The sequence below is a fragment of the Mycobacterium sp. genome, assembly GCF_039583785.1.
Classification (GTDB): Bacteria; Actinomycetota; Actinomycetes; order Mycobacteriales; family Mycobacteriaceae; genus Mycobacterium.
In genome coordinates this window covers 1-17,366 of sequence record NZ_JAVKSG010000032.1, presented here as the reverse complement: position 1 = coordinate 17,366, position 17,366 = coordinate 1, and the positions used below count along the sequence as shown (strand labels likewise).

Below are 17,366 nucleotides of genomic sequence, written 5' to 3'. Positions count from 1 at the left end.
CGCGCGTGTTGAAGCATGACATGAGCGACTTTTGCAGCTCGGCAGCCCCATGAGGACGCAGATGTCACATACGTCACAGCAGCCACTGCTCAGGTGTGATGGGAATCGCTCAAGCGCACGACCGGAAGCCAGGTTGCGATCTCCGCGGCCCGCGAACCGGACAGGCGCAGCGCCCCGGTGGTCGTCGCGTCGGGCACCTGCAGGAGGCCGGTCGCCAGCAGCAGCCAGGTTCGCGGATCGGTCTCGACGACATTGGGCGGCGTGCCGCGGGTGTGTCTCGGGCCCGCGATGCACTGCACGGCGACAAAAGGCGCAACACGGACCTCGACGCTGCGACCCGGGGCTTCGGCGGCCAGGGTGCGCGCGGTGAGCCGGACCGCTGAACCCAGATCGGCCCGGCTCGGCACCGGGCGGCTGTCGTTGCGCAACCAGGCTTCGATGGCGTGCACGGCGGCGCGGGTCTGGGCCGGGTCGGCGTGCTGACGGGCGGTGCTCATTTCAGCAGTGCGGCCAGCACCCCGTCGGACGTGCTGCGCAACTCGGCCAGTGACACGGTGAACAAGCCCTGCACGTCGACCGCGTCCGAGCCTTGATCGACGACGCCGATCCGGGTGGCGGGCAGGCCGCGTGCCTTGCACATCGAGGTGAAGCGGCTCTCCTCGGTGCGCGGCACCGCCACCAGCACCCGTCCGGACGACTCGGAGAACAACGCGACGAACGGGTCGGCGCCTTCGGGAAGCAGGATGCGACAACCGGTTTCACCGGCCATCGCCGACTCGACCACGGCCTGCGCCAGTCCGCCTTCGGACAGGTCGTGGGCCGCGGACACCAGCCCGTCGCGGGAGGCGGCGCTCAGCACGTCGGCCAGCAGTCGCTCGCGGGCCAGGTCGACCGCGGGCGGCCGCCCGCCCAGATGGTCGGCGGTGACCTGCGCCCAGATCGAGCCGTCGAATTCGTCGCGGGTGTCACCGAGCAGGATCAGCGTCTCGCCCGGCTCGGTGCCCATCGCCGTCGGGATACGGCGGGTGACGTCGTCGATCACGCCCAGCACCCCGACCACCGGGGTCGGCATGATCGCCGTCGTCCCGGTCTGGTTGTAGAAGCTGACGTTGCCGCCGGTCACCGGAATGCCCAGGGCCGCACAGCCATCCGCCAGGCCGCGGACCGCCTGGGCGAACTGCCACATCACCCCCGGGTCCTCCGGCGAGCCGAAGTTGAGGCAGTTGGTCACTGCGACCGGGGTGGCGCCGGTGACGGCGACGTTGCGGTAGGCCTCGGCCAGCGCGAGCTGCGCTCCGACGTAGGGATCGAGCAGCGTGTAGCGGCCGGATGCGTCGGTCGACACCGCGATGCCGCGGCCGGTGGTCTCGTCGACGCGCAGCATGCCGCCGTCGGCGTGCTCGGCCAGCACGGTGTTGCCGCGCACGTAGCGGTCGTACTGCTCGGTGATGAACGCCCGGCTGCACAGGTGCGGACTGCCCAGCAGCGCAAGCAGAGTCGCGCGCAACTCGGCACCGGAGACGGGCCGCTTCAGGGCGGCCGAGGTGTCGGCGATCAGCGCGTCCTGCGACTCCGGGCGAGCGACCGGCCGCTGGTAGACCGGGCCCTCGTGGGCGACGGTTCGGGGCGGCACGTCGACGACCGTCGCGCCGTGCCAGGTGATCTGCAGCCGGTCGCCGTCGGTGACCTCGCCGATGGTGGTGGCCAGCACCTCCCACTTGCGGCAGACCGCCATGAACGCGTCCACGTTCTCCGGTGCCACCACCGCACACATCCGTTCCTGCGACTCGCTGGACAGGATCTCGGCGGGTGTCATGTCTTTGGCCCGCAACGGCACGGTATCCAGTTGGATCGCCATGCCGCCGTCGCCGGCCGAGGCGAGTTCCGATGTGGCGCAGGATAATCCAGCCCCACCGAGGTCCTGGATACCGATCACCAGACCGGCGGCGTACAGCTCCAGGCAGCACTCGATGAGCACCTTCTCGGTGAACGGGTCGCCGACCTGCACCGAGGGCAATTTTTTTCGGCCCGATCCGGGCTCGTCGCCGCCGAAAGTCTCCGACGCCAGCACCGACACCCCGCCGATGCCGTCGAGTCCGGTCCGGGCGCCGAACAGGATGATCTTGTTGCCGGCACCGGAGGCGAACGCCAGGTGCAGGTCTTCCGTGCGCAACACCCCGACGCACAACGCATTCACCAGCGGGTTCCCGGCGTAGCAGGCGTCGAAAACGGTCTCGCCGCCGATGTTGGGCAGGCCCAGCGAGTTGCCGTAGCCGCCGACGCCGCGCACCACACCGTCGAGCACGCGGCGGGTGTCCGGGGCGTCCGCGGCGCCGAACCGCAGCTGGTCCATCACCGCGACCGGCCGGGCACCCATCGCCATGATGTCGCGGACGATGCCGCCGACCCCGGTGGCCGCGCCCTGGTAGGGCTCGACGTAGGACGGGTGGTTGTGCGACTCGACCTTGAAAGTGACCGCCCAGCCGTCGCCGATGTCGACGACGCCGGCGTTCTCACCGATGCCGGCCAGCATACCGGCCCGCATCTGGTCGGTGGTGGTCTCACCGAAGTACCGCAGATGCACCTTCGACGACTTGTAGGAGCAGTGTTCGCTCCACATCACCGAGTACATGGCCAGCTCGGCGTCGGTCGGCCGGCGACCGAGAATGTCGCGGATTCGCTGGTATTCGTCGTCTTTGAGACCGAGTTCGCGGAACGGTTGCGGCTGGTCAGGAGTGGCTGCGGCCCGCTCGACGGTATCTATCGCGGGAGTGAGCCCAGACGTCACAGCGACCAGTCTAGGTGGCCCGATTCCGACCGGGGATCGGGTGAGGAACTGCTGGTCTTGCACTAGCGGTCGGGTGACAGGAACGCCTTCAGCGCCGCCGCGTAAGCCGGCACGTCGCCGGCGCCCATCAGTTCGCGTGCGGAGTGCATCGCGAGCTGGGGGGCGCCCACGTCGACGGTCGGGATCCCGGTCCGGGCCGCGGTCAACGGGCCGATCGTGGAGCCGCACGGCAGGTCGGCGCGGTGCTGGTAGCGCTGCAGCGGCACCCCGGCCTGTCGGCAGGCCAACGCGAACGCCGCGGCGGTCCGACCGTCGGTGGCATACCGCAGATTCGGGTGCACCTTGAGCACCGGGCCGCCGTTGATCGCGATCAGATGGCCCGGCTCGTGCCGCTCCGGGTAATTCGGGTGCGTGGCGTGTGCCATGTCCGCCGAGGCCACCATGGATCCCGGCAGCCTGCGCAGGAAGTCCGCGCGCCCACCGCCGCCGGCCAGCTCGATGCGTTCCAGCGTGACCGCCAGCAGCGTCGAATCGGCGCCGTGCGCCGAGGTCGATCCGACCTCTTCGTGGTCGAACAACGCCAGCACCGGCAGGTACTGGTTGGATCGGGCGTCCAGGAACGCCTCCAGACCGGCGTAGCAGGACGCCTGGTTGTCCAGCCGTGGCGCGCTGACGAATTCGTAGTCGGCGCCGGTCAACCGCGACGGAGTCAGGTCGTGGGTCATCAGCTCGGCACCCAGCACGTCAGCGGGGTCGACGTCGGCCCGTCGGGCGACGTAGTCGATGAGCGAGGGAGCTCCGCCGGCACCCCACACGGCGTTGACGTGCCGCTGGGGATCCAGCGTGAGCGACTTGCGGTCCTCGGCCAGGTGGATGGCCAGTTGCGGCACCCGCAGGATCGGGTCGTCGATACGGACCAGTCGATGCGAGATGCCCGCCCCGTCGCGCACCGACAGCCGTCCGCTGATACCCAGATCGCGATCCAGCCACGAGTTGAGCCAGGCACCGCCGTAGGGCTCCAGCGCGACCACCTGCCACCCCGCAACCTCACGATCGGGATGCTGCTTGACCCGCAGGTTGGGACTGTCGGTGTGGCCGCCGATGATCCGAAACGGCCCAGCACCTGCGTCGTTGCCGCTGTTCCAAGCCACTAACGACCCGGCCCGGACGATGAAGAACGTGCCGGCGGGTGGCCAGTTGTCCGCCTCGGCGAGCTCGGTGTAGCCGGCCGAGCGCAGCCGCGACGCCGCGGTGGCGCAGACGTGAAACGGCGACGGGGAGGCGTCGATGAATTCGCAAAGCCCTTGCGGGGTGGCCACCATGGACCGATCTTTTCATCACGGGCCCGGCGAAGACGTTAGGGTCAGATACGTGCCCGATCCGCAGCCGGTACTCGCACCGTTGACAGCGGCCGCGATCTTTGTGGTGGTCACTATCGACAAAGGCGGCGAAAAGGCGGTGCACGATGCGCTGGCCGGAATTTCCGGTCTGGTGCGCTCCACCGGTTTCCGCGATCCCGCCAAGCAGCTGTCGGTGGTCACCTCGATCGGGTCGCACGCCTGGGACCGGTTGTTCGCCGGCCCGCGGCCGGCCGAGCTACACCCGTTCGTTGAGCTGGACGGCGACCGCCATAGGGCCCCGGCCACGCCGGGCGACCTGTTGTTCCACGTTCGGGCCGAGACGCTGGATGTGTGCTTCGAGTTGGCCAACAACATCTTGCGATCGATCGCCGGCGCGGTGACCGTGGTCGACGAGGTGCACGGGTTCCGGTTCTTCGACAATCGCGACCTGCTCGGTTTCGTCGACGGCACCGAGAATCCGACGGGCGCGCCGGCGGTCGCGGCGACCGGGATCGGCGCCGAGGACCCGGACTTCGCCGGCGGCAGCTACGTGCACGTGCAGAAGTACCTGCACGACATCAAGTCGTGGGATTCGCTGCCGGTCACCGAGCAGGAGCAGGTGATCGGCCGAACCAAACTGGAAGACCTCGAGTTCGACGACGACGAGAAGCCGGCCAACGCGCACATCGCGCTCAATGTCATCACCGACGACGACGGAGTCCAGCTCCAGATCGTGCGGCACAACATGCCGTTCGGCGAACTCGGCAAGGTCGAGTTCGGCACCTACTTCATCGGCTACTCGCGCACACCGCGAGTGACCGAGCAGATGCTGCACAACATGTTTCTCGGTGACCCGCCCGGCAACACCGACCGGATCCTGGACTTCTCCACCGCGGTCACCGGTGGACTGTTCTTCTCCCCCACCGTCGACTTTCTCGACGACCCGCCGCCGTTGCCGATCTCACCGGCACCGACTGCGGCGGTACGCACGACATCCGCGGACGGCTCGTTGGCCATCGGCAGTGTGAAAGGAAACCCGCAATGAACAACCTGTACCGCGATCTCGCTCCGATCACCGAGGAAGCGTGGGACGACATCGAAGTGGAGGCGAGGCGGACATTCAAGCGCCACATCGCCGGCCGTCGGGTAATCGACGTCAGCGATCCGGCCGGGCCGACCGCCGCCGCGGTGAGCACCGGTCGCCTGATCGACGTCGAAGCCCCCTCCGACGGTGTGGTTACTCACCTTCGGGCCAGCAAACCGCTTGTCCGCCTTCGGGTTCCGTTCGCGTTGTCGCGTTCGGAGATCGACGACGTCGAGCGCGGCTCGCAGGACTCCGACTGGGATCCGGTGAAGGACGCTGCCAAGAAACTGGCGTTCGCCGAAGACCGGGCAATCTTCGAGGGTTACCCCGCCGCATCGATCGAGGGCATTCGAAGCTCCAGCGGCAACCCACCGCTGAAGGTGCCCGAGGACCCGCGCGCAATTCCCGACATCATCGCCCAGGCATTGTCCGAACTGCGCCTGGCCGGCGTCGACGGCCCGTACTCGGTTCTGCTGTCCGCCGATGTCTACACCAAGGTCAGCGAGACCACCGAGCACGGCTATCCGATCCTCGAACACATCAACCGGCTGGTCAACGGGGACATCATCTGGGCGCCCGCGATCGACGGCGCGTTCGTATTGACCTCTCGCGGCGGTGATTTCGACCTGCAGCTGGGCACCGATGTGTCGATCGGCTACCTGTCGCACGACGCCGAAACCGTGCAGCTGTACATGCAGGAGACGTGCACGTTCCTGTGCCACACCGCCGAGGCCTCGGTCGCGCTGAGCGCGTAGGAACAGGTGGCTACGGATGATGACACGATGACCCCGTCGATTCTGGTGTTCGATGTCAACGAGACGCTGATCGACACCGAATCCATCGCGCCGGTTTTCGAGCGCATTTTCGGCGAGCCGCGGGCGATGCGGGAGTGGTTCGCCCAGCTGCTGACCTATTCGATGACCGTCACCTCGTCGGGACACTACGTCGACTTCTTCACGCTCGGCCAGGGAGTTCTGCGGATGCTCGCGACCACCCGCGGCGTGGATATCAGCGATGACGACCAGGACGCGCTCAAACACGCGATGCTCACCATGCCGGCTCATCCTGACGTCGCAGACGGTTTGACAGCTCTGCGCGACAACGGTTTTCGGCTCGTGACGCTGACCAACTCGCCGCCCAACCCGTTCGGACCGAGCCCGATCGAGCATGCTGGTCTGGGGCATTTGTTCGAGCGTCAGTTCAGCGTCGACGCCTGCCGGGCCTTCAAGCCCGCGCCGGCGCCATACCTGTACGTGTGTGAGCAACTCGCAGTTGCCCCGACGGACTGCATGATGGTCGCCGCACACCCGTGGGACGTTATCGGCGCGCAGTCCGTCGGATTCAGCGGCGCACTGATCACCCGCCCCGGTAAGGCGACGCTGCCCATCCCCGGCCTGCCGCAGCCGGCGGTTGTCGCGACGGATCTGCGGGAGTTGGCCGCCAACCTGACAAACTCCGCGCCGTAGCCGTCTACCGGATAGTCAGCACTGGATTGGAAGCTCGCCCGGGCCGCGCGAAACAACCCAGGCGATCGGTGAATCGTTCACCGAATTACGCTGCGCTGCCGGTCTTTCCGCGGATGAAGCGCGCGCGGCCTGATGACCGAGCACGCGCTGCGCTAGGCCGTCAGGACGGCGTCCAGCGCCGAGAAAAACAGCCCCAGCCCGTCATCCGACGGCCCGGTCAGCGCCTCGGTGGCGTGTTCCGGATGCGGCATCAACCCGACGACGCGGCCGTTGGCCGAGCTGATGCCGGCAATGTCGCGCAGCGAGCCGTTGGCGTTGTCGTGGTACCGAAACACCACCCGGCCGTCGCCCTCCAACTCGTCGAGCACGTGCTCGGGGGCCACATAGCGGCCCTCTCCGGACTTCAGCGGGATGAGCAGATCGGCGTCGGGCTGGTAGCGCGACGTCCACACCGTCGACGTGGACTCCACCCGCAGCCACACGTCGCGGCAGATGAAGTGCAGACCCGCATTCCGGGTCAGCGCGCCGGGCAGCAGGCCGGCCTCGCAGAGCACCTGAAAACCGTTGCAGATGCCCAGGACCGGCAGTCCGCGACCCGCGGCCGCGATGACTTCACCCATCACCGGGGCGAACTTCGCGATGGCGCCGCAGCGCAGATAGTCGCCGTAGGAGAACCCGCCGGGCACCACCACCGCGTCGACACCTTTGAGGTCGGCGTCGGCGTGCCAGAGGCTGACCGATTCGGCGCCGACGGCGCGCGCTGCCCGGGCAGCGTCGACGTCATCCAGCGTGCCGGGGAAGGTGATGACGCCGATCCGCGCCGTCACTGCGGCTCTCGGCTGACGGTCCAGTCTTCGATCACGGTGTTGGCCAACAGTGACTCGGCGATCTCGGCGAGCGCCGAGTCGTCGACGCTGTCGTCGACCTCGAGCTCGAATCGCTTGCCCTGCCGAACATCTGAGATGCCGCCATGGCCGAGTCGGCCCAATGCGCCGACGATCGCCTGGCCCTGCGGGTCGAGAATCTCACCCTTGGGCATTACGTGCACAACGACCCGGGCCACCCGCACTCCTCCTACCGTTCCGGCTGCTCGGCGCCAACTCTACCGGTCCGCACCCTGACCGCCGTGCTAGCACGAGCCCAGGTAGGCCGCACACATCGATGACGACATGGCGTCCAGCACCTGGGCATCCGAGATGATCGGCCAGGGCAGCCCGACCGGGTCCGTCGCCCACAGCGTCAGCTCGCTGATCGTGCTGTTTTCCGGGTGCGCGATCAGGTAGGTGTGCAGTATCGTCGGCCCGCTGACCACCGCGGACAGCCGGTTCGGCTCGTCGACGGTGACCGACGGCGACTCATCGGCCGCGCCCAGTTGGCAGCCGCGCAACGCTGCCGCGGCGCTGTCGAACACCGACGTGGCGCTCTGTCCGCCGCGTGCGGTGTCGCCCCGCCAGTGCAACACCTCGGCCCGCAGCTGCCACTGCCCCGGCGGCTGGTCCACCGTCGACCGGCTGGCGACCGCGGCGTTGCGGGTGTCCTGCGGCAACACCGGCGTCGCGCACACCTCTTCGAACCGGAATCGCGGGGTCGCGGCCCCCGTCATCGACAGGGCTGCACCGGCGAGCGGCGGCCACCGATAGGTCGAGTTCAGCGGTATCGCCTCTCCCGCGATCCACGCCGTGTCGGGAATCTGGTCGCACACCGGCGGGCACGTTTCCGGGTCGGCACGGCCCACGGCCGGAGAACTCGTGACCAGCAGGCCGCCCGCGATCAGCATCGCCGCCACCACTAGGCGCATTCCGCTGCTCCCATGAGCGCACAATCGTAGACATGCAACTCACGCATTTCGGTCATTCCTGCGTTCTCGTCGATTTCGGCCACACCACGGTGTTGTTCGATCCGGGTAACTTCTCGCACGGCTTCGAAGGCATCACCGGCCTGTCCGCGATCGTGATCACTCATCAGCACCCCGACCACGTGGATCAGGAGCGGCTGCCCGCCCTGCTCGACGCCAATCCCGGCGCGGCGCTGTACGCCGACCCGCAGACCACCGAGCAGCTGTCCGCGCCGTGCCAGGCCGTGCACGTCGGCGACGAGCTGTCGGTCGGTCAACTGACCATCCGCGCACTGGGCGGCAAGCATGCCGTCATCCACCCGGAACTGCCTGTGATCGACAACATTTCGTATGTCATCGGCGATGGTGAGCATCCGGCGCGTTTCATGCATCCCGGCGATGCGCTGTTCGTCCCGGACGAGCCGGTGGACGTGTTGGCCACCCCGGCCGCGGCGCCCTGGATGAAGATCTCCGAGGCGGTCGACTACCTGCGGGCGGTGGCGCCGGCCCGCGCCGTGCCGATCCACCAGGCCGTCGTCGCCCCGGAGGCGCGCGGCATCTACTACGGCCGGCTCACCGAGATGACCAGCACCGACTTCCAGGTGCTGCCCGAGGAAAGCGGGGTCACCTTCTAGACGGCGAGCAGACACAAAATCGCACGCCTGGCCCCGCTGCGATGCGATTACATGTCTGCTCGCGCACAAGAGTCAGCCGATGTCGGCCGCCGCACCGCGGCCAGCGGCGCGACCGGAGAAAATGCAGCCGCCCAGGAATGTGCCCTCCAGCGCCCGGTAGCCGTGTACCCCGCCGCCACCGAAACCGGCCACCTCACCGGCCGCGTACAACCCGTCCAGCGGGCTGCCGTCGGCGCCGAGGACTCGCGAGTCCAGGTCGGTTTCCAAGCCGCCCAACGTCTTTCGGGTCAGGATGTGCAGCTTGACCGCGACCAGCGGTCCGGCCTTGGGATCCAGCAGCGGATGGGGGGCAACCACCCGGCCCAGCCTGTCGCCCAGGAATGCACGGGCGGCACGAATCGCGGTGACCTGGCCGTCCTTGGTGAATTTGTTCACCACTTCGCGGTCGCGCGCGGTGACTTCGTCGGCGACCGTGCCATAGTCCAGCGGTGTCACATCGGGCAGCGTGTTCATCGCCGAGACCAACTCGCGCAATGACTGTGCGGTGACGAAGTCGACGCCCTTCTCGACGAAGGCCTGCACCGGGCCCGGCGCGCCGGATCCGGCCCGCGACGCCAGCAGTTGGCGCACGCTGCGACTGGTCAGGTCGGGGTTCTGCTCCTGACCCGACAAGCCGAACTCCTTGCCGATGATCCTGGCGTTCAACACGAACCAGGTGTAGTCGTGACCCGACTTGGCGATGTACTCCAAGGTGCCCAGGGTGTCGAAGCCGGGATACAGCGGCACCGGCAATCTCTTGCCGGTCGCGTCCAGCCACAGCGACGACGGGCCCGGGATGATCCGGATGCCGTGCATCGGCCAGACCGGGTCGTAGTTGGTGATGCCCTCGGTGTAGTGCCACATCCGATCCCGGTTGATCACCCGGGCACCGGTCTTCTCAGTGATCGCGATCATCCGGCCGTCGACGTGGGCGGGCACCCCGGCGAGCATCTTTTCCGGAACCCGGCCCATCCGGGTCGGCCAGTTCGCCCGCACCATGTCGTGGTTGCCGCCGATACCGCCGCTGGTGACGATCACCGCGTGGGCACGAAACTCGAATTCGCCGATCACTTTTCGCGACGACGAGACACCGCGCGGCTCGGACGACGGCTCCAGCATGCTGCCGCGAACCCCGGTCACCGCGCCACCCTCGACGACCAACTCGTCGACCTGATGCCGGTAGGCGAACTGCACCTTGGGATGGTCGATGAGGCGGCGCGCGAAGATCTCGACGATGGCCGGCCCGGTGCCCCAGGTGATGTGGAACCGAGGAACCGAATTGCCGTGTCCCTGAGCGCCATAACCGCCACGCTCGGCCCAGCCCACCAACGGGAAGATCTTCAAACCCCGGTCGCGCAGCCAGCTTCGCTTTTCCCCCGCCGCGAAATCGACGTAGGCATGCGCCCACTGCCTGGGCCAGTAGTCCTCTTGGCGGTCGAACGCCGCGGTGCCGAGCCAGTCCTGCAGCGCGAGTTCGTGGCTGTCGTGCACACCGAGTCGGCGCTGCTCGGGGCTGTCGACGAAGAACAGGCCACCGAACGACCAAAACGCCTGCCCGCCGAGGTTGGCGCTGTTCTCCTGGTCGACGATCAACACCCGCTTACCGCGATCGGCCACCTCGCAGGCGGCTACCAGGCCGGCCAGGCCCGCCCCGACGATGATGACATCAGCTTGGGTATCGCTCATGGCGCTACACAGTAGCGACCTTCAGCGTCAGGCCGCGTCGAGAATGGCCTGATCGCGCCGCCATTGGTACACGGTGGGCTCGCAACCGTGCAGCCGGGCCAGATCCACCGCGTCCAGCATCGCCTGCCGCGGACCGGGCTTGCGCAAGTGGCCGGCCGCCACCGCGACCCGGACCACCCCGTCGCGGCGCGCCACCCGTTCGGCCGAGCGCACCAACATCGCGCACCACCACGGCTCGGACAGGAAACCTTCGCCGATGCCCAACACCCGTGCCCGCACGGTCGTCTGCCGGACCAGGTCGGTGATCTCGTGCAGATCGGCGAGTAGGCGGAAACCATTGCGCGGCAACGCCATCACCGTTCCCGGCGATGCGGTCCAACGCGGCGCGGCGAACAGCCGGGTGCGCAGGCCGAGGTGTTCGAGCACCCGGTCGGCGGCCATCAGGCGCAAGTTCGCCTCGTGGGCGGGCAATGTGGCGAATTCGCCGCGGCGCTTCCTGGTGGCTGCGGCGTCGTATCCGTTCAGCAGGATGGCGTCTCCGCCGGCACGTCGGGCTGTCAGCCACTCGACGGTCACCGGGTCTTGATCCAGCTTGTAACCGCCCTTCAACCGCGGGGCGACCAGCAGCGACACCGGCACCGCGCGGGCGTCCATCTTCTCGCAGAACTCGGCGACGTCGTCGAGTGTGCGTTCACCAATCCCGGAGACCGAGACGATCAACTTCCCAGACACACCATAAGTTTGACGATGTCAGGTGTCCAAACAGTGACGTACACGCGGACAGCAGGCGTCAGTTCCCGGAAACGACCAGCTCATTCGGAAGCACGGCCTCGACGGCTGCTCGAAGTTCCACTGCACATCACCGGCTTCGCCCGCGGCGTCGGGCGTCTTGGTGAGTTCGGCGTACAGCGGATGCCGGTCCGGCCCGTTGACGTCGGTTTTCGCCAGCAGCGGAAACGTCACGCCGTAGGTGGTGGAGCAGAAGGTCTGGATCTCGTCGGCGGTGCCGGGCTCCTGGCCCATGAACTGGTTACACGGGACGCCGAGAACGGTCAGCCCGCGCTCGGCGTAGTCGGCCAGCGACATGGATCCGCCATCGAGGCCGGTCAGAGCGATCTCGGTCACAGTCATAGTCGGAGGCTACCCGGATCGCATCCACCGCAACTTAGATTGATCAGCTAGCTAGTTTGTCGTTAGGCTGGCCCATATGGTTTCTCGCGCGGCACCGGCGACGGACACGGCACCGGAGGTCGACTATCCCGATTCTCTCGACGCCGGACTGCTGAGGATCGCCGGCGTCTGCATCCTCGGCTCGGTGATGGCGATTCTGGACAGCACGGTGGTCAGCGTCGCGCAGCGCACGTTCATCGCGGAATTCTCGTCCACCCAGGCCATCGTCGCCTGGACGATCACCGGCTACACGCTCGGGCAGGCCACCGTGATTCCGCTGGCCGGTTGGGCCTCGGACCGGTTCGGCACCAAGCGGCTGTTCATCGGCGCGGCGCTGTGGTTCACGTGCGCGTCGCTGCTGTGCTCGATAGCATCAAACATCAGTCAGCTCATCGCCTTTCGCATTATCCAAGGCTTAGGCAGTGGGATGCTGGTGCCGTTGACCCTGATCATCCTGACGCGCGAAGCCGGTCCGCGGCGGTTGGGCAGGTTGATGGCGGTGCTCGGTGTCCCGATGCTGCTCGCGCCGATGTGCGGGCCGGTGCTGGGCGGCTGGCTGATCAGCGCGTATGGCTGGGAGTGGATCTTTCGGATCAACCTTCCGGTCGGCGTGATCCTGCTGGTGTGCGCGGCGTCGATCTTCCCGAAGGATCGACCGCGCCCTTCGGAGGCATTCGACTTCGTCGGGATGTTGTTGCTGTCACCGGGATTGGCGTTGCTGCTGTTCGGGATCTCCTCGATGCCACGCCGCGACAGCTTCACCGACAACCATGTCTGGATACCGGGGCTGATCGGCATCGCCTTGATCGTCGCGTTCGTTCTGCATGCGCTGCACCGCACCGGCCACCCGCTCCTCGACCTGGCGCTGTTCAAGAAACGGGCCGTCACGCTGTCCAATGCCGCGATGTTCTCGTTCTCGGTCGGGTTTTTCGGCGCCGCCCTGGTCATTCCCAGCTACCTCCAGCAATTACTGCACGAGACGCCGCTGCAGTCCGGCGTGCAGCTGATCCCGCAGGGACTCGGCGCGATGCTGACCATGCCGCTGGCCGGCACCTTGATGGACAAGCGCGGACCCCGCCATGTGCTGCTGGCCGGGGTCGCTCTGATCGCCACCGGGTTGAGCGTGTTCGCCTATGGCGCGTGGCACGAGGCGGATTATCTGCCGACGCTGTTGGTGGGACTGGTCACAACCGGCATCGGCCTGGGCTGCACACTGACGCCGCTGTCCGGGGCGGCGTTACAGACGTTGGCGCCGCACGAGGTGGCGCGCGGCTCGACACTGCTCAGCGTCAACCAGCACGTCGCCGTCGCGGTCGGCACCGCGTTGATGTCGGTGATCCTGACCGGTCAATTCAATCGCAGCGGAACCATCGGTGCCGCCGAGAAACTCGGCATCCTACGCGGGAAATTCCCCAAGCACGGCGCACCGGTGCCGGCACATCGGGAGGTCTCCGCCGAATTCACCACCCGGCTGATGCACGACCTGACCCACTCCTACACGCTCGTGTTCGTGGTCTCGATTGTGGTTGTCGTGGTGACACTTCTGCCGGTGGCGTTCCTGCCCAACAAGCCCCCGCCGGCCGGCCGTGCCCAGAGCGCGGTACCGGTCTAAAGCGTATCTACCTGACCGTTGCCGTAGTGATCACGATCGGCGGCAGCCAGCAGCCAGGCGTACTGGTAGGCGGTCTCTTTCCAGCGCTGGTAGCGCCCACTGATGCCACCGTGGCCGGCGGTCATCTGGGTCTTCAACAGCACCGGGCTGCCATTGGTATTGGTGTGCCGCAGCGCGGCAACCCATTTGGCGGGCTCGACGTAAAAGACCCGGGTGTCGTGCAGCGACGTCATGGCCAGGATGGCCGGATAATCCTGGGCGGCAACGTTTTCGTACGGTGAATACGATTTCATGTAGTGATAGACGTCGCTGTTGCTCAACGGGTTTCCCCATTCGTCCCACTCGGTGACGGTCAGCGGCAGCGACGGGTCCAGGATCGTGGTCAACGGGTCGACGAACGGCACCTGCGCCAGAATGCCGGCGAACAGGCCGGGCGCCATGTTGGCGACGGCACCCATCAGCAAGCCTCCGGCGCTTCCGCCCAGTGCCACCAACTGCTGTGGGCGGGTCTGACCGCTGTCCACCAAGTGCTGCCCGACGGCGATGAAATCGGTGAAGGTGTTCTTCTTTTCGAGCAGCTTGCCATGCTCGTACCAGAGCCGGCCCATTTCGCCGCCACCGCGGACGTGCGCGACGGCGAAGACCATGCCGCGGTCGAGCAGCGACAGCCGCGCGATGGAGAACCGGGGATCCTCGCAGATCTCGTACGCGCCGTAGCCGTATACCAGTGCCGGAGCGGGAAACTCGATGCCGGCGCGGTGCACGATCGAGATCGGGATCTGGGTTCCGTCGGCGGCCACCGCCCAGTCGCGACGTTCGACGTAGTCCTCGCGGCGGTAGTCACCGAGCACCGGTTGTTCACGCAGCAGCGTGCGTTCGCCGGTGACCAGGTCGAGGTCGTAGATCCGCACCGGGGTGACGAACGAGCCCGCACCGATCCGCAGCCTCGGCGAGTCCCAGTTCGGGTTGGCGCCCAATCCGGCCGACATCAATTCGGAGTCGAACGAGATCTCTTCGGGTTGGCCGTAGCCGTCGGCGTCGATGGGCCACAACTGAATTCGTGGCAGTGCCTCGCCGCGGTAGCTGACCACCAGGTGGCCGGCGAACGCGTCGACGCCGTCGAGTCGCACGTCGTCGCGGTGCTCGACCAGGGTGCGCTGGGCGGTGGGGTCGTCGACCGGCGCCTCGGCCAGCGTGAAGTTCACCGCGTTCTCGTTGTGCAGGATCAGGAATCGGTCCTGTCCGGCGATGATCGCGTGCTCGACCGAATACTCGACGCCGTCGCGGCGCGGCAGCACGGTGACGAATTCGGCGTGCGGGTCGGCGGCGTCGGCGTAGCGGATCTCCGAGGTGATCGCCGACCCCGCGGCGATCAGCACGTACTTGTCACTGCGGGTCCGTCCCACGGCGAGCCAGTATTTCTGGTCGGGCTCGTGGTAGACCTTCTCGGCCGGCAGACCCGACGCCAACCGGTGCCGCCAGACCGTGTCAGGGCGCCAGGCCGAGTCGACGGTGACGTAGTAGACGGTGCGGTTGTCGGTTCCCCAGGTCGCTCCCGCGCCGATGCCGACGATCTCGTCGGGATATTGCTCGCCAGTGCGAAGGTTTTTGAACCGCAACGTGTATCGCTCGTCGCCGACCACGTCGACGGAGTAGGCGAGCACATTCCCGTCGGGGCTGACACTGGCCGCGCCGAGTGAGAAAAAGTCGTGCCCCTCGGCTTCGACGTTCTCGTCCAGCAGCACCTGCTCGCCCGGAATTTCGGTGTGCTCGTCGAGGACAGGCGGATTCCAGTCGCTTGGATCGGTTACCGCACAACGGCATTGCACTCCGTACTGCTTTCCTTCGAAGCTGCGGGCGTAATACCACCAGTCGCCGCGACGGACCGGCACCGACAGGTCGGTCTCTTTGGTGCGTGCTTTGATCTCGTCGAAAATCTTCTGCCGCAGCGGCTCCAGCGGTGCGGTCGCCTGATCGGCGTACTCGTTTTCCGCTTCCAGGTAGCTGATCACCTCGGGGCTGGACTTGTCCCGCAGCCATTCGTAGGGATCGACAAACACGTCACCGTGGAATTCCCGCCGCGAGTCGACCCGTTTGGCGACCGGCGGTTCGATGCGTGAGCTCATTCGGCCGGACCTATCCAGTCGTCGAAGCCTAGCCCTGAAATACGTTCGTAGGCCTCGACGTAACGGGCACGCGTGGCATCGACGATGTTGTCCGGCAGCGGTGGCGGCGGCTGCGATCCCCCGCGATCCCAACCCGACTCCGAACTGAGCAACCAGTTTCGCACGAATTGCTTGTCAAAGCTGTCCTGCACCTCGCCGACCCGGTACTCGGCAGCGGGCCAGTACCGCGACGAATCCGGGGTGAAGACTTCGTCGGCCAGTATCAAGTCGCCGTTGGCGTCGACTCCGAACTCGAACTTGGTGTCGGCGATGATAATTCCTTTGGCCAGCGCGTGATCGGCGGCCTGCGCGTACGTCTGCAGCGTGCGATCGCGCAATTGGTTGGCGCGGACGCCGCCGACCATCTCGATCACCTGGGCGAACGCGATGTTCTCATCGTGATCCCCCAGTTCGGCTTTGGTGGCCGGCGAGAACAACGGCGTGGCGAACCTGCTGGCCTCGACCAGCCCCGGCGGCAGGGTGAGGCCGCATACCTTGCCGGTCGCCTGGTAGTCCAGCAGTCCGGAGCCGGTCAGGTATCCGCGGGCGACACACTCGACGGGCAGCATCTCGAGCTGCCGCACCACCAGCGCGCGGCCCAGCACCTCGTCGGGAATGCGCGGGTCGTCCGGTGGACCGGCCAGGTGATTGGGCGCCTCGACCAGCCCGAAGAAGAACACGCTCATCGCGGTCAGGATGCGGCCCTTGTCGGGGATCAGGCTGTCGAGCACATAGTCGAACGCCGAGATCCGGTCCGTCGCGACGAACAACAAGTGATCGTCGTCGATGCGGTACAGCTCACGGACCTTGCCGCTGGCCACGTACTGATAGTCGGACAGAGCGGGACGCATCGGGACAGCGTAGACGCCGTTCGCCGAGCGTCGAGTTGTCGGGCCAGATCACGGCGACTGGCTCAACAAGTCGACGCTGGAAATACTTGGCAGCATGAAATCGCGGTTTGTCCCCTACGCCAACACACCGGGCCGGTTGCTGGCCCAGTTGTTCGGCGACATCGTCGTCGTTATCTGGTCGTTCGCCTGGATGCTCGTCGGACTGGCTGTGCACGGCGCGGTCTCGACGATCGCCGACGTCGGTCGGCAGGTTCAGGGCGGCGCCGATGGTGTCGCCGCCAGCCTGCAGTCGGCCGGCCACAGTGCCGACGGCATTCCGCTGGTCGGCGGCGCGGTCAGCGGTCCACTCACCGCGGCCGCCAAGGCAGCGCTCGACATCGCCGGCGCCGGCCACAACCTGGACACCACCGCACGCTGGCTGGCCCTTGTGCTGGCGATGGCGGTGGCAGCACCTCCCACGCTCGGGGTAGTCGTGCCGTGGCTGGTGTTACGTATCCGGTTCGTCCGGCACAAGTTGACGGTGGGTGCGCTGGCCGCCACCCCGGCCGGCGCGCAGCTGCTGGCGTTGCGCGCGTTGGCCAACCGGCCGCTGGCCCGCCTGACCGCCGTCACGCCCGATCCGGTCGGGGCGTGGCGTGCCGGTGACCCGCACGCCATCCACGGCCTGGCCGCCATCGAATTGCGTTCGGCGGGAAT

17 protein-coding genes are annotated in these 17,366 nt (G+C 67.2%); 6 read left to right on the top strand and 11 right to left on the bottom strand.

Translation table 11 applies throughout. The features are described 5' to 3' along the window. Nucleotides 1-89 precede the first annotated feature (89 nt). The 3 genes from ABDV69_RS11760 to ABDV69_RS11750 are packed head-to-tail and all read right to left on the bottom strand — an operon-like array spanning nucleotide 90 to nucleotide 4,110. A complete protein-coding gene (locus ABDV69_RS11760; RefSeq protein WP_343574448.1) occupies nucleotides 90-497 on the bottom strand; it encodes a sterol carrier family protein in 408 nt (135 codons plus the stop codon). Continuing rightward, nucleotides 494-2,797 (bottom strand): phosphoribosylformylglycinamidine synthase subunit PurL, encoded by a 2,304-nt coding sequence (gene purL, locus ABDV69_RS11755; RefSeq protein ID WP_343574502.1) that lies wholly within the window; start codon nucleotides 2,795-2,797, stop codon nucleotides 494-496. The genes ABDV69_RS11760 and purL overlap by 4 nt, the downstream gene beginning before the upstream one ends. A gap of 53 nt (nucleotides 2,798-2,850) precedes the next feature. Continuing rightward, nucleotides 2,851-4,110 (bottom strand): M18 family aminopeptidase, encoded by a 1,260-nt coding sequence (locus tag ABDV69_RS11750; RefSeq protein ID WP_343574446.1) that lies wholly within the window; start codon nucleotides 4,108-4,110, stop codon nucleotides 2,851-2,853. Here ABDV69_RS11750 and ABDV69_RS11745 point away from each other — a divergent pair. Genes ABDV69_RS11745 through ABDV69_RS11735 form a run of 3 tightly spaced genes read left to right on the top strand, consistent with a single transcriptional unit; the run spans nucleotide 4,109 to nucleotide 6,678 of the window. Next, the gene (locus ABDV69_RS11745; RefSeq protein WP_343574444.1) at nucleotides 4,109-5,173 is read left to right on the top strand and encodes a Dyp-type peroxidase; all 1,065 of its coding nucleotides are present in this window, start codon (nucleotides 4,109-4,111) and stop codon (nucleotides 5,171-5,173) included. The two genes, ABDV69_RS11750 and ABDV69_RS11745, sit on opposite strands and share 2 nt — an antisense overlap. Continuing rightward, entirely contained in the window at nucleotides 5,170-5,967 is a 798-nt protein-coding gene (locus ABDV69_RS11740; RefSeq protein ID WP_343574443.1) for a family 1 encapsulin nanocompartment shell protein, read from the top strand. The genes ABDV69_RS11745 and ABDV69_RS11740 overlap by 4 nt, the downstream gene beginning before the upstream one ends. A 27-nt stretch (nucleotides 5,968-5,994) precedes the next feature. Further along, nucleotides 5,995-6,678, top strand: a complete 684-nt coding sequence (locus ABDV69_RS11735) for a haloacid dehalogenase type II (protein WP_343574441.1) — start codon at nucleotides 5,995-5,997, stop codon at nucleotides 6,676-6,678. Nucleotides 6,679-6,830: 152 nt separating this feature from the next. Here the strand turns inward: ABDV69_RS11735 and purQ are convergent, their stop codons facing one another. From purQ to ABDV69_RS11720, 3 genes are all read right to left on the bottom strand, one after another. Then, on the bottom strand, nucleotides 6,831-7,505 hold the full coding sequence (gene purQ / locus ABDV69_RS11730; protein WP_343574439.1) for a phosphoribosylformylglycinamidine synthase subunit PurQ: 675 nt from the start codon (nucleotides 7,503-7,505) through the stop codon (nucleotides 6,831-6,833). After that, a complete protein-coding gene (purS, locus tag ABDV69_RS11725) occupies nucleotides 7,502-7,741 on the bottom strand; it encodes a phosphoribosylformylglycinamidine synthase subunit PurS (RefSeq protein WP_343574437.1) in 240 nt (79 codons plus the stop codon). The genes purQ and purS overlap by 4 nt, the downstream gene beginning before the upstream one ends. Before the next feature lie 66 nt (nucleotides 7,742-7,807). Further along, nucleotides 7,808-8,476, bottom strand: coding sequence for an ATPase (locus ABDV69_RS11720; RefSeq protein WP_343574435.1), 669 nt, complete (start codon nucleotides 8,474-8,476; stop codon nucleotides 7,808-7,810). Nucleotides 8,477-8,508: 32 nt separating this feature from the next. Between ABDV69_RS11720 and ABDV69_RS11715 the strand changes: the two genes are divergently transcribed. Then, on the top strand, nucleotides 8,509-9,147 hold the full coding sequence (locus ABDV69_RS11715) for an MBL fold metallo-hydrolase (protein ID WP_343574434.1): 639 nt from the start codon (nucleotides 8,509-8,511) through the stop codon (nucleotides 9,145-9,147). A 72-nt stretch (nucleotides 9,148-9,219) separates the two neighbouring features. Here ABDV69_RS11715 and ABDV69_RS11710 read toward each other — a convergent pair whose 3' ends face one another. The 3 genes from ABDV69_RS11710 to ABDV69_RS11700 are packed head-to-tail and all read right to left on the bottom strand — an operon-like array spanning nucleotide 9,220 to nucleotide 12,003. Further along, nucleotides 9,220-10,872: an FAD-binding dehydrogenase gene (locus tag ABDV69_RS11710; protein ID WP_343574432.1), complete on the bottom strand. Its 1,653-nt coding sequence runs from the start codon at nucleotides 10,870-10,872 to the stop codon at nucleotides 9,220-9,222. Between the two features lie 27 nt (nucleotides 10,873-10,899). Beyond that, on the bottom strand, nucleotides 10,900-11,604 hold the full coding sequence (locus tag ABDV69_RS11705; RefSeq protein ID WP_343574430.1) for a DUF2334 domain-containing protein: 705 nt from the start codon (nucleotides 11,602-11,604) through the stop codon (nucleotides 10,900-10,902). Between the two features lie 18 nt (nucleotides 11,605-11,622). After that, entirely contained in the window at nucleotides 11,623-12,003 is a 381-nt protein-coding gene (locus ABDV69_RS11700) for a hypothetical protein (protein ID WP_343574427.1), read from the bottom strand. Between the two features lie 76 nt (nucleotides 12,004-12,079). On the opposite strand from ABDV69_RS11700, the gene ABDV69_RS11695 reads away from it, so the two are divergent. Next, the gene (locus ABDV69_RS11695; protein ID WP_343574424.1) at nucleotides 12,080-13,654 is read left to right on the top strand and encodes a DHA2 family efflux MFS transporter permease subunit; all 1,575 of its coding nucleotides are present in this window, start codon (nucleotides 12,080-12,082) and stop codon (nucleotides 13,652-13,654) included. Here the strand turns inward: ABDV69_RS11695 and ABDV69_RS11690 are convergent. Both ABDV69_RS11690 and ABDV69_RS11685 read right to left on the bottom strand, forming a co-directional pair. Next, entirely contained in the window at nucleotides 13,651-15,780 is a 2,130-nt protein-coding gene (locus tag ABDV69_RS11690) for a S9 family peptidase (RefSeq protein ID WP_343574421.1), read from the bottom strand. The genes ABDV69_RS11695 and ABDV69_RS11690 overlap by 4 nt on opposite strands. Continuing rightward, on the bottom strand, nucleotides 15,777-16,670 hold the full coding sequence (locus ABDV69_RS11685; protein ID WP_343574419.1) for a phosphoribosylaminoimidazolesuccinocarboxamide synthase: 894 nt from the start codon (nucleotides 16,668-16,670) through the stop codon (nucleotides 15,777-15,779). Before ABDV69_RS11685 ends, ABDV69_RS11690 begins: the two co-directional genes overlap by 4 nt. A 94-nt stretch (nucleotides 16,671-16,764) precedes the next feature. Between ABDV69_RS11685 and ABDV69_RS11680 the strand changes: the two genes are divergently transcribed. Beyond that, nucleotides 16,765-17,366, top strand: a 602-nt coding sequence (locus tag ABDV69_RS11680; RefSeq protein WP_343574418.1) for a hypothetical protein, incomplete at its 3' end; no start/stop codon positions are given.

Bases quoted from the DNA above. Each gene is read 5' to 3' on its own strand.
- ABDV69_RS11760 (WP_343574448.1), bottom strand. From the start codon at position 497: ATGAGCACCGCCCGTCAGCACGCCGACCCGGCCCAGACCCGCGCCGCC.
- ABDV69_RS11745 (WP_343574444.1), top strand. From the start codon at position 4,109: ATGGACCGATCTTTTCATCACGGGCCCGGCGAAGACGTTAGGGTCAGA.
- ABDV69_RS11750 (WP_343574446.1), bottom strand. From the start codon at position 4,110: ATGGTGGCCACCCCGCAAGGGCTTTGCGAATTCATCGACGCCTCCCCG.
- ABDV69_RS11740 (WP_343574443.1), top strand. From the start codon at position 5,170: ATGAACAACCTGTACCGCGATCTCGCTCCGATCACCGAGGAAGCGTGG.
- ABDV69_RS11735 (WP_343574441.1), top strand. From the start codon at position 5,995: ATGACCCCGTCGATTCTGGTGTTCGATGTCAACGAGACGCTGATCGAC.
- ABDV69_RS11720 (WP_343574435.1), bottom strand. From the start codon at position 8,476: ATGCGCCTAGTGGTGGCGGCGATGCTGATCGCGGGCGGCCTGCTGGTC.
- ABDV69_RS11715 (WP_343574434.1), top strand. From the start codon at position 8,509: ATGCAACTCACGCATTTCGGTCATTCCTGCGTTCTCGTCGATTTCGGC.
- ABDV69_RS11710 (WP_343574432.1), bottom strand. From the start codon at position 10,872: ATGAGCGATACCCAAGCTGATGTCATCATCGTCGGGGCGGGCCTGGCC.
- ABDV69_RS11700 (WP_343574427.1), bottom strand. From the start codon at position 12,003: ATGACTGTGACCGAGATCGCTCTGACCGGCCTCGATGGCGGATCCATG.
- ABDV69_RS11695 (WP_343574424.1), top strand. From the start codon at position 12,080: ATGGTTTCTCGCGCGGCACCGGCGACGGACACGGCACCGGAGGTCGAC.
- ABDV69_RS11690 (WP_343574421.1), bottom strand. From the start codon at position 15,780: ATGAGCTCACGCATCGAACCGCCGGTCGCCAAACGGGTCGACTCGCGG.
- ABDV69_RS11685 (WP_343574419.1), bottom strand. From the start codon at position 16,670: ATGCGTCCCGCTCTGTCCGACTATCAGTACGTGGCCAGCGGCAAGGTC.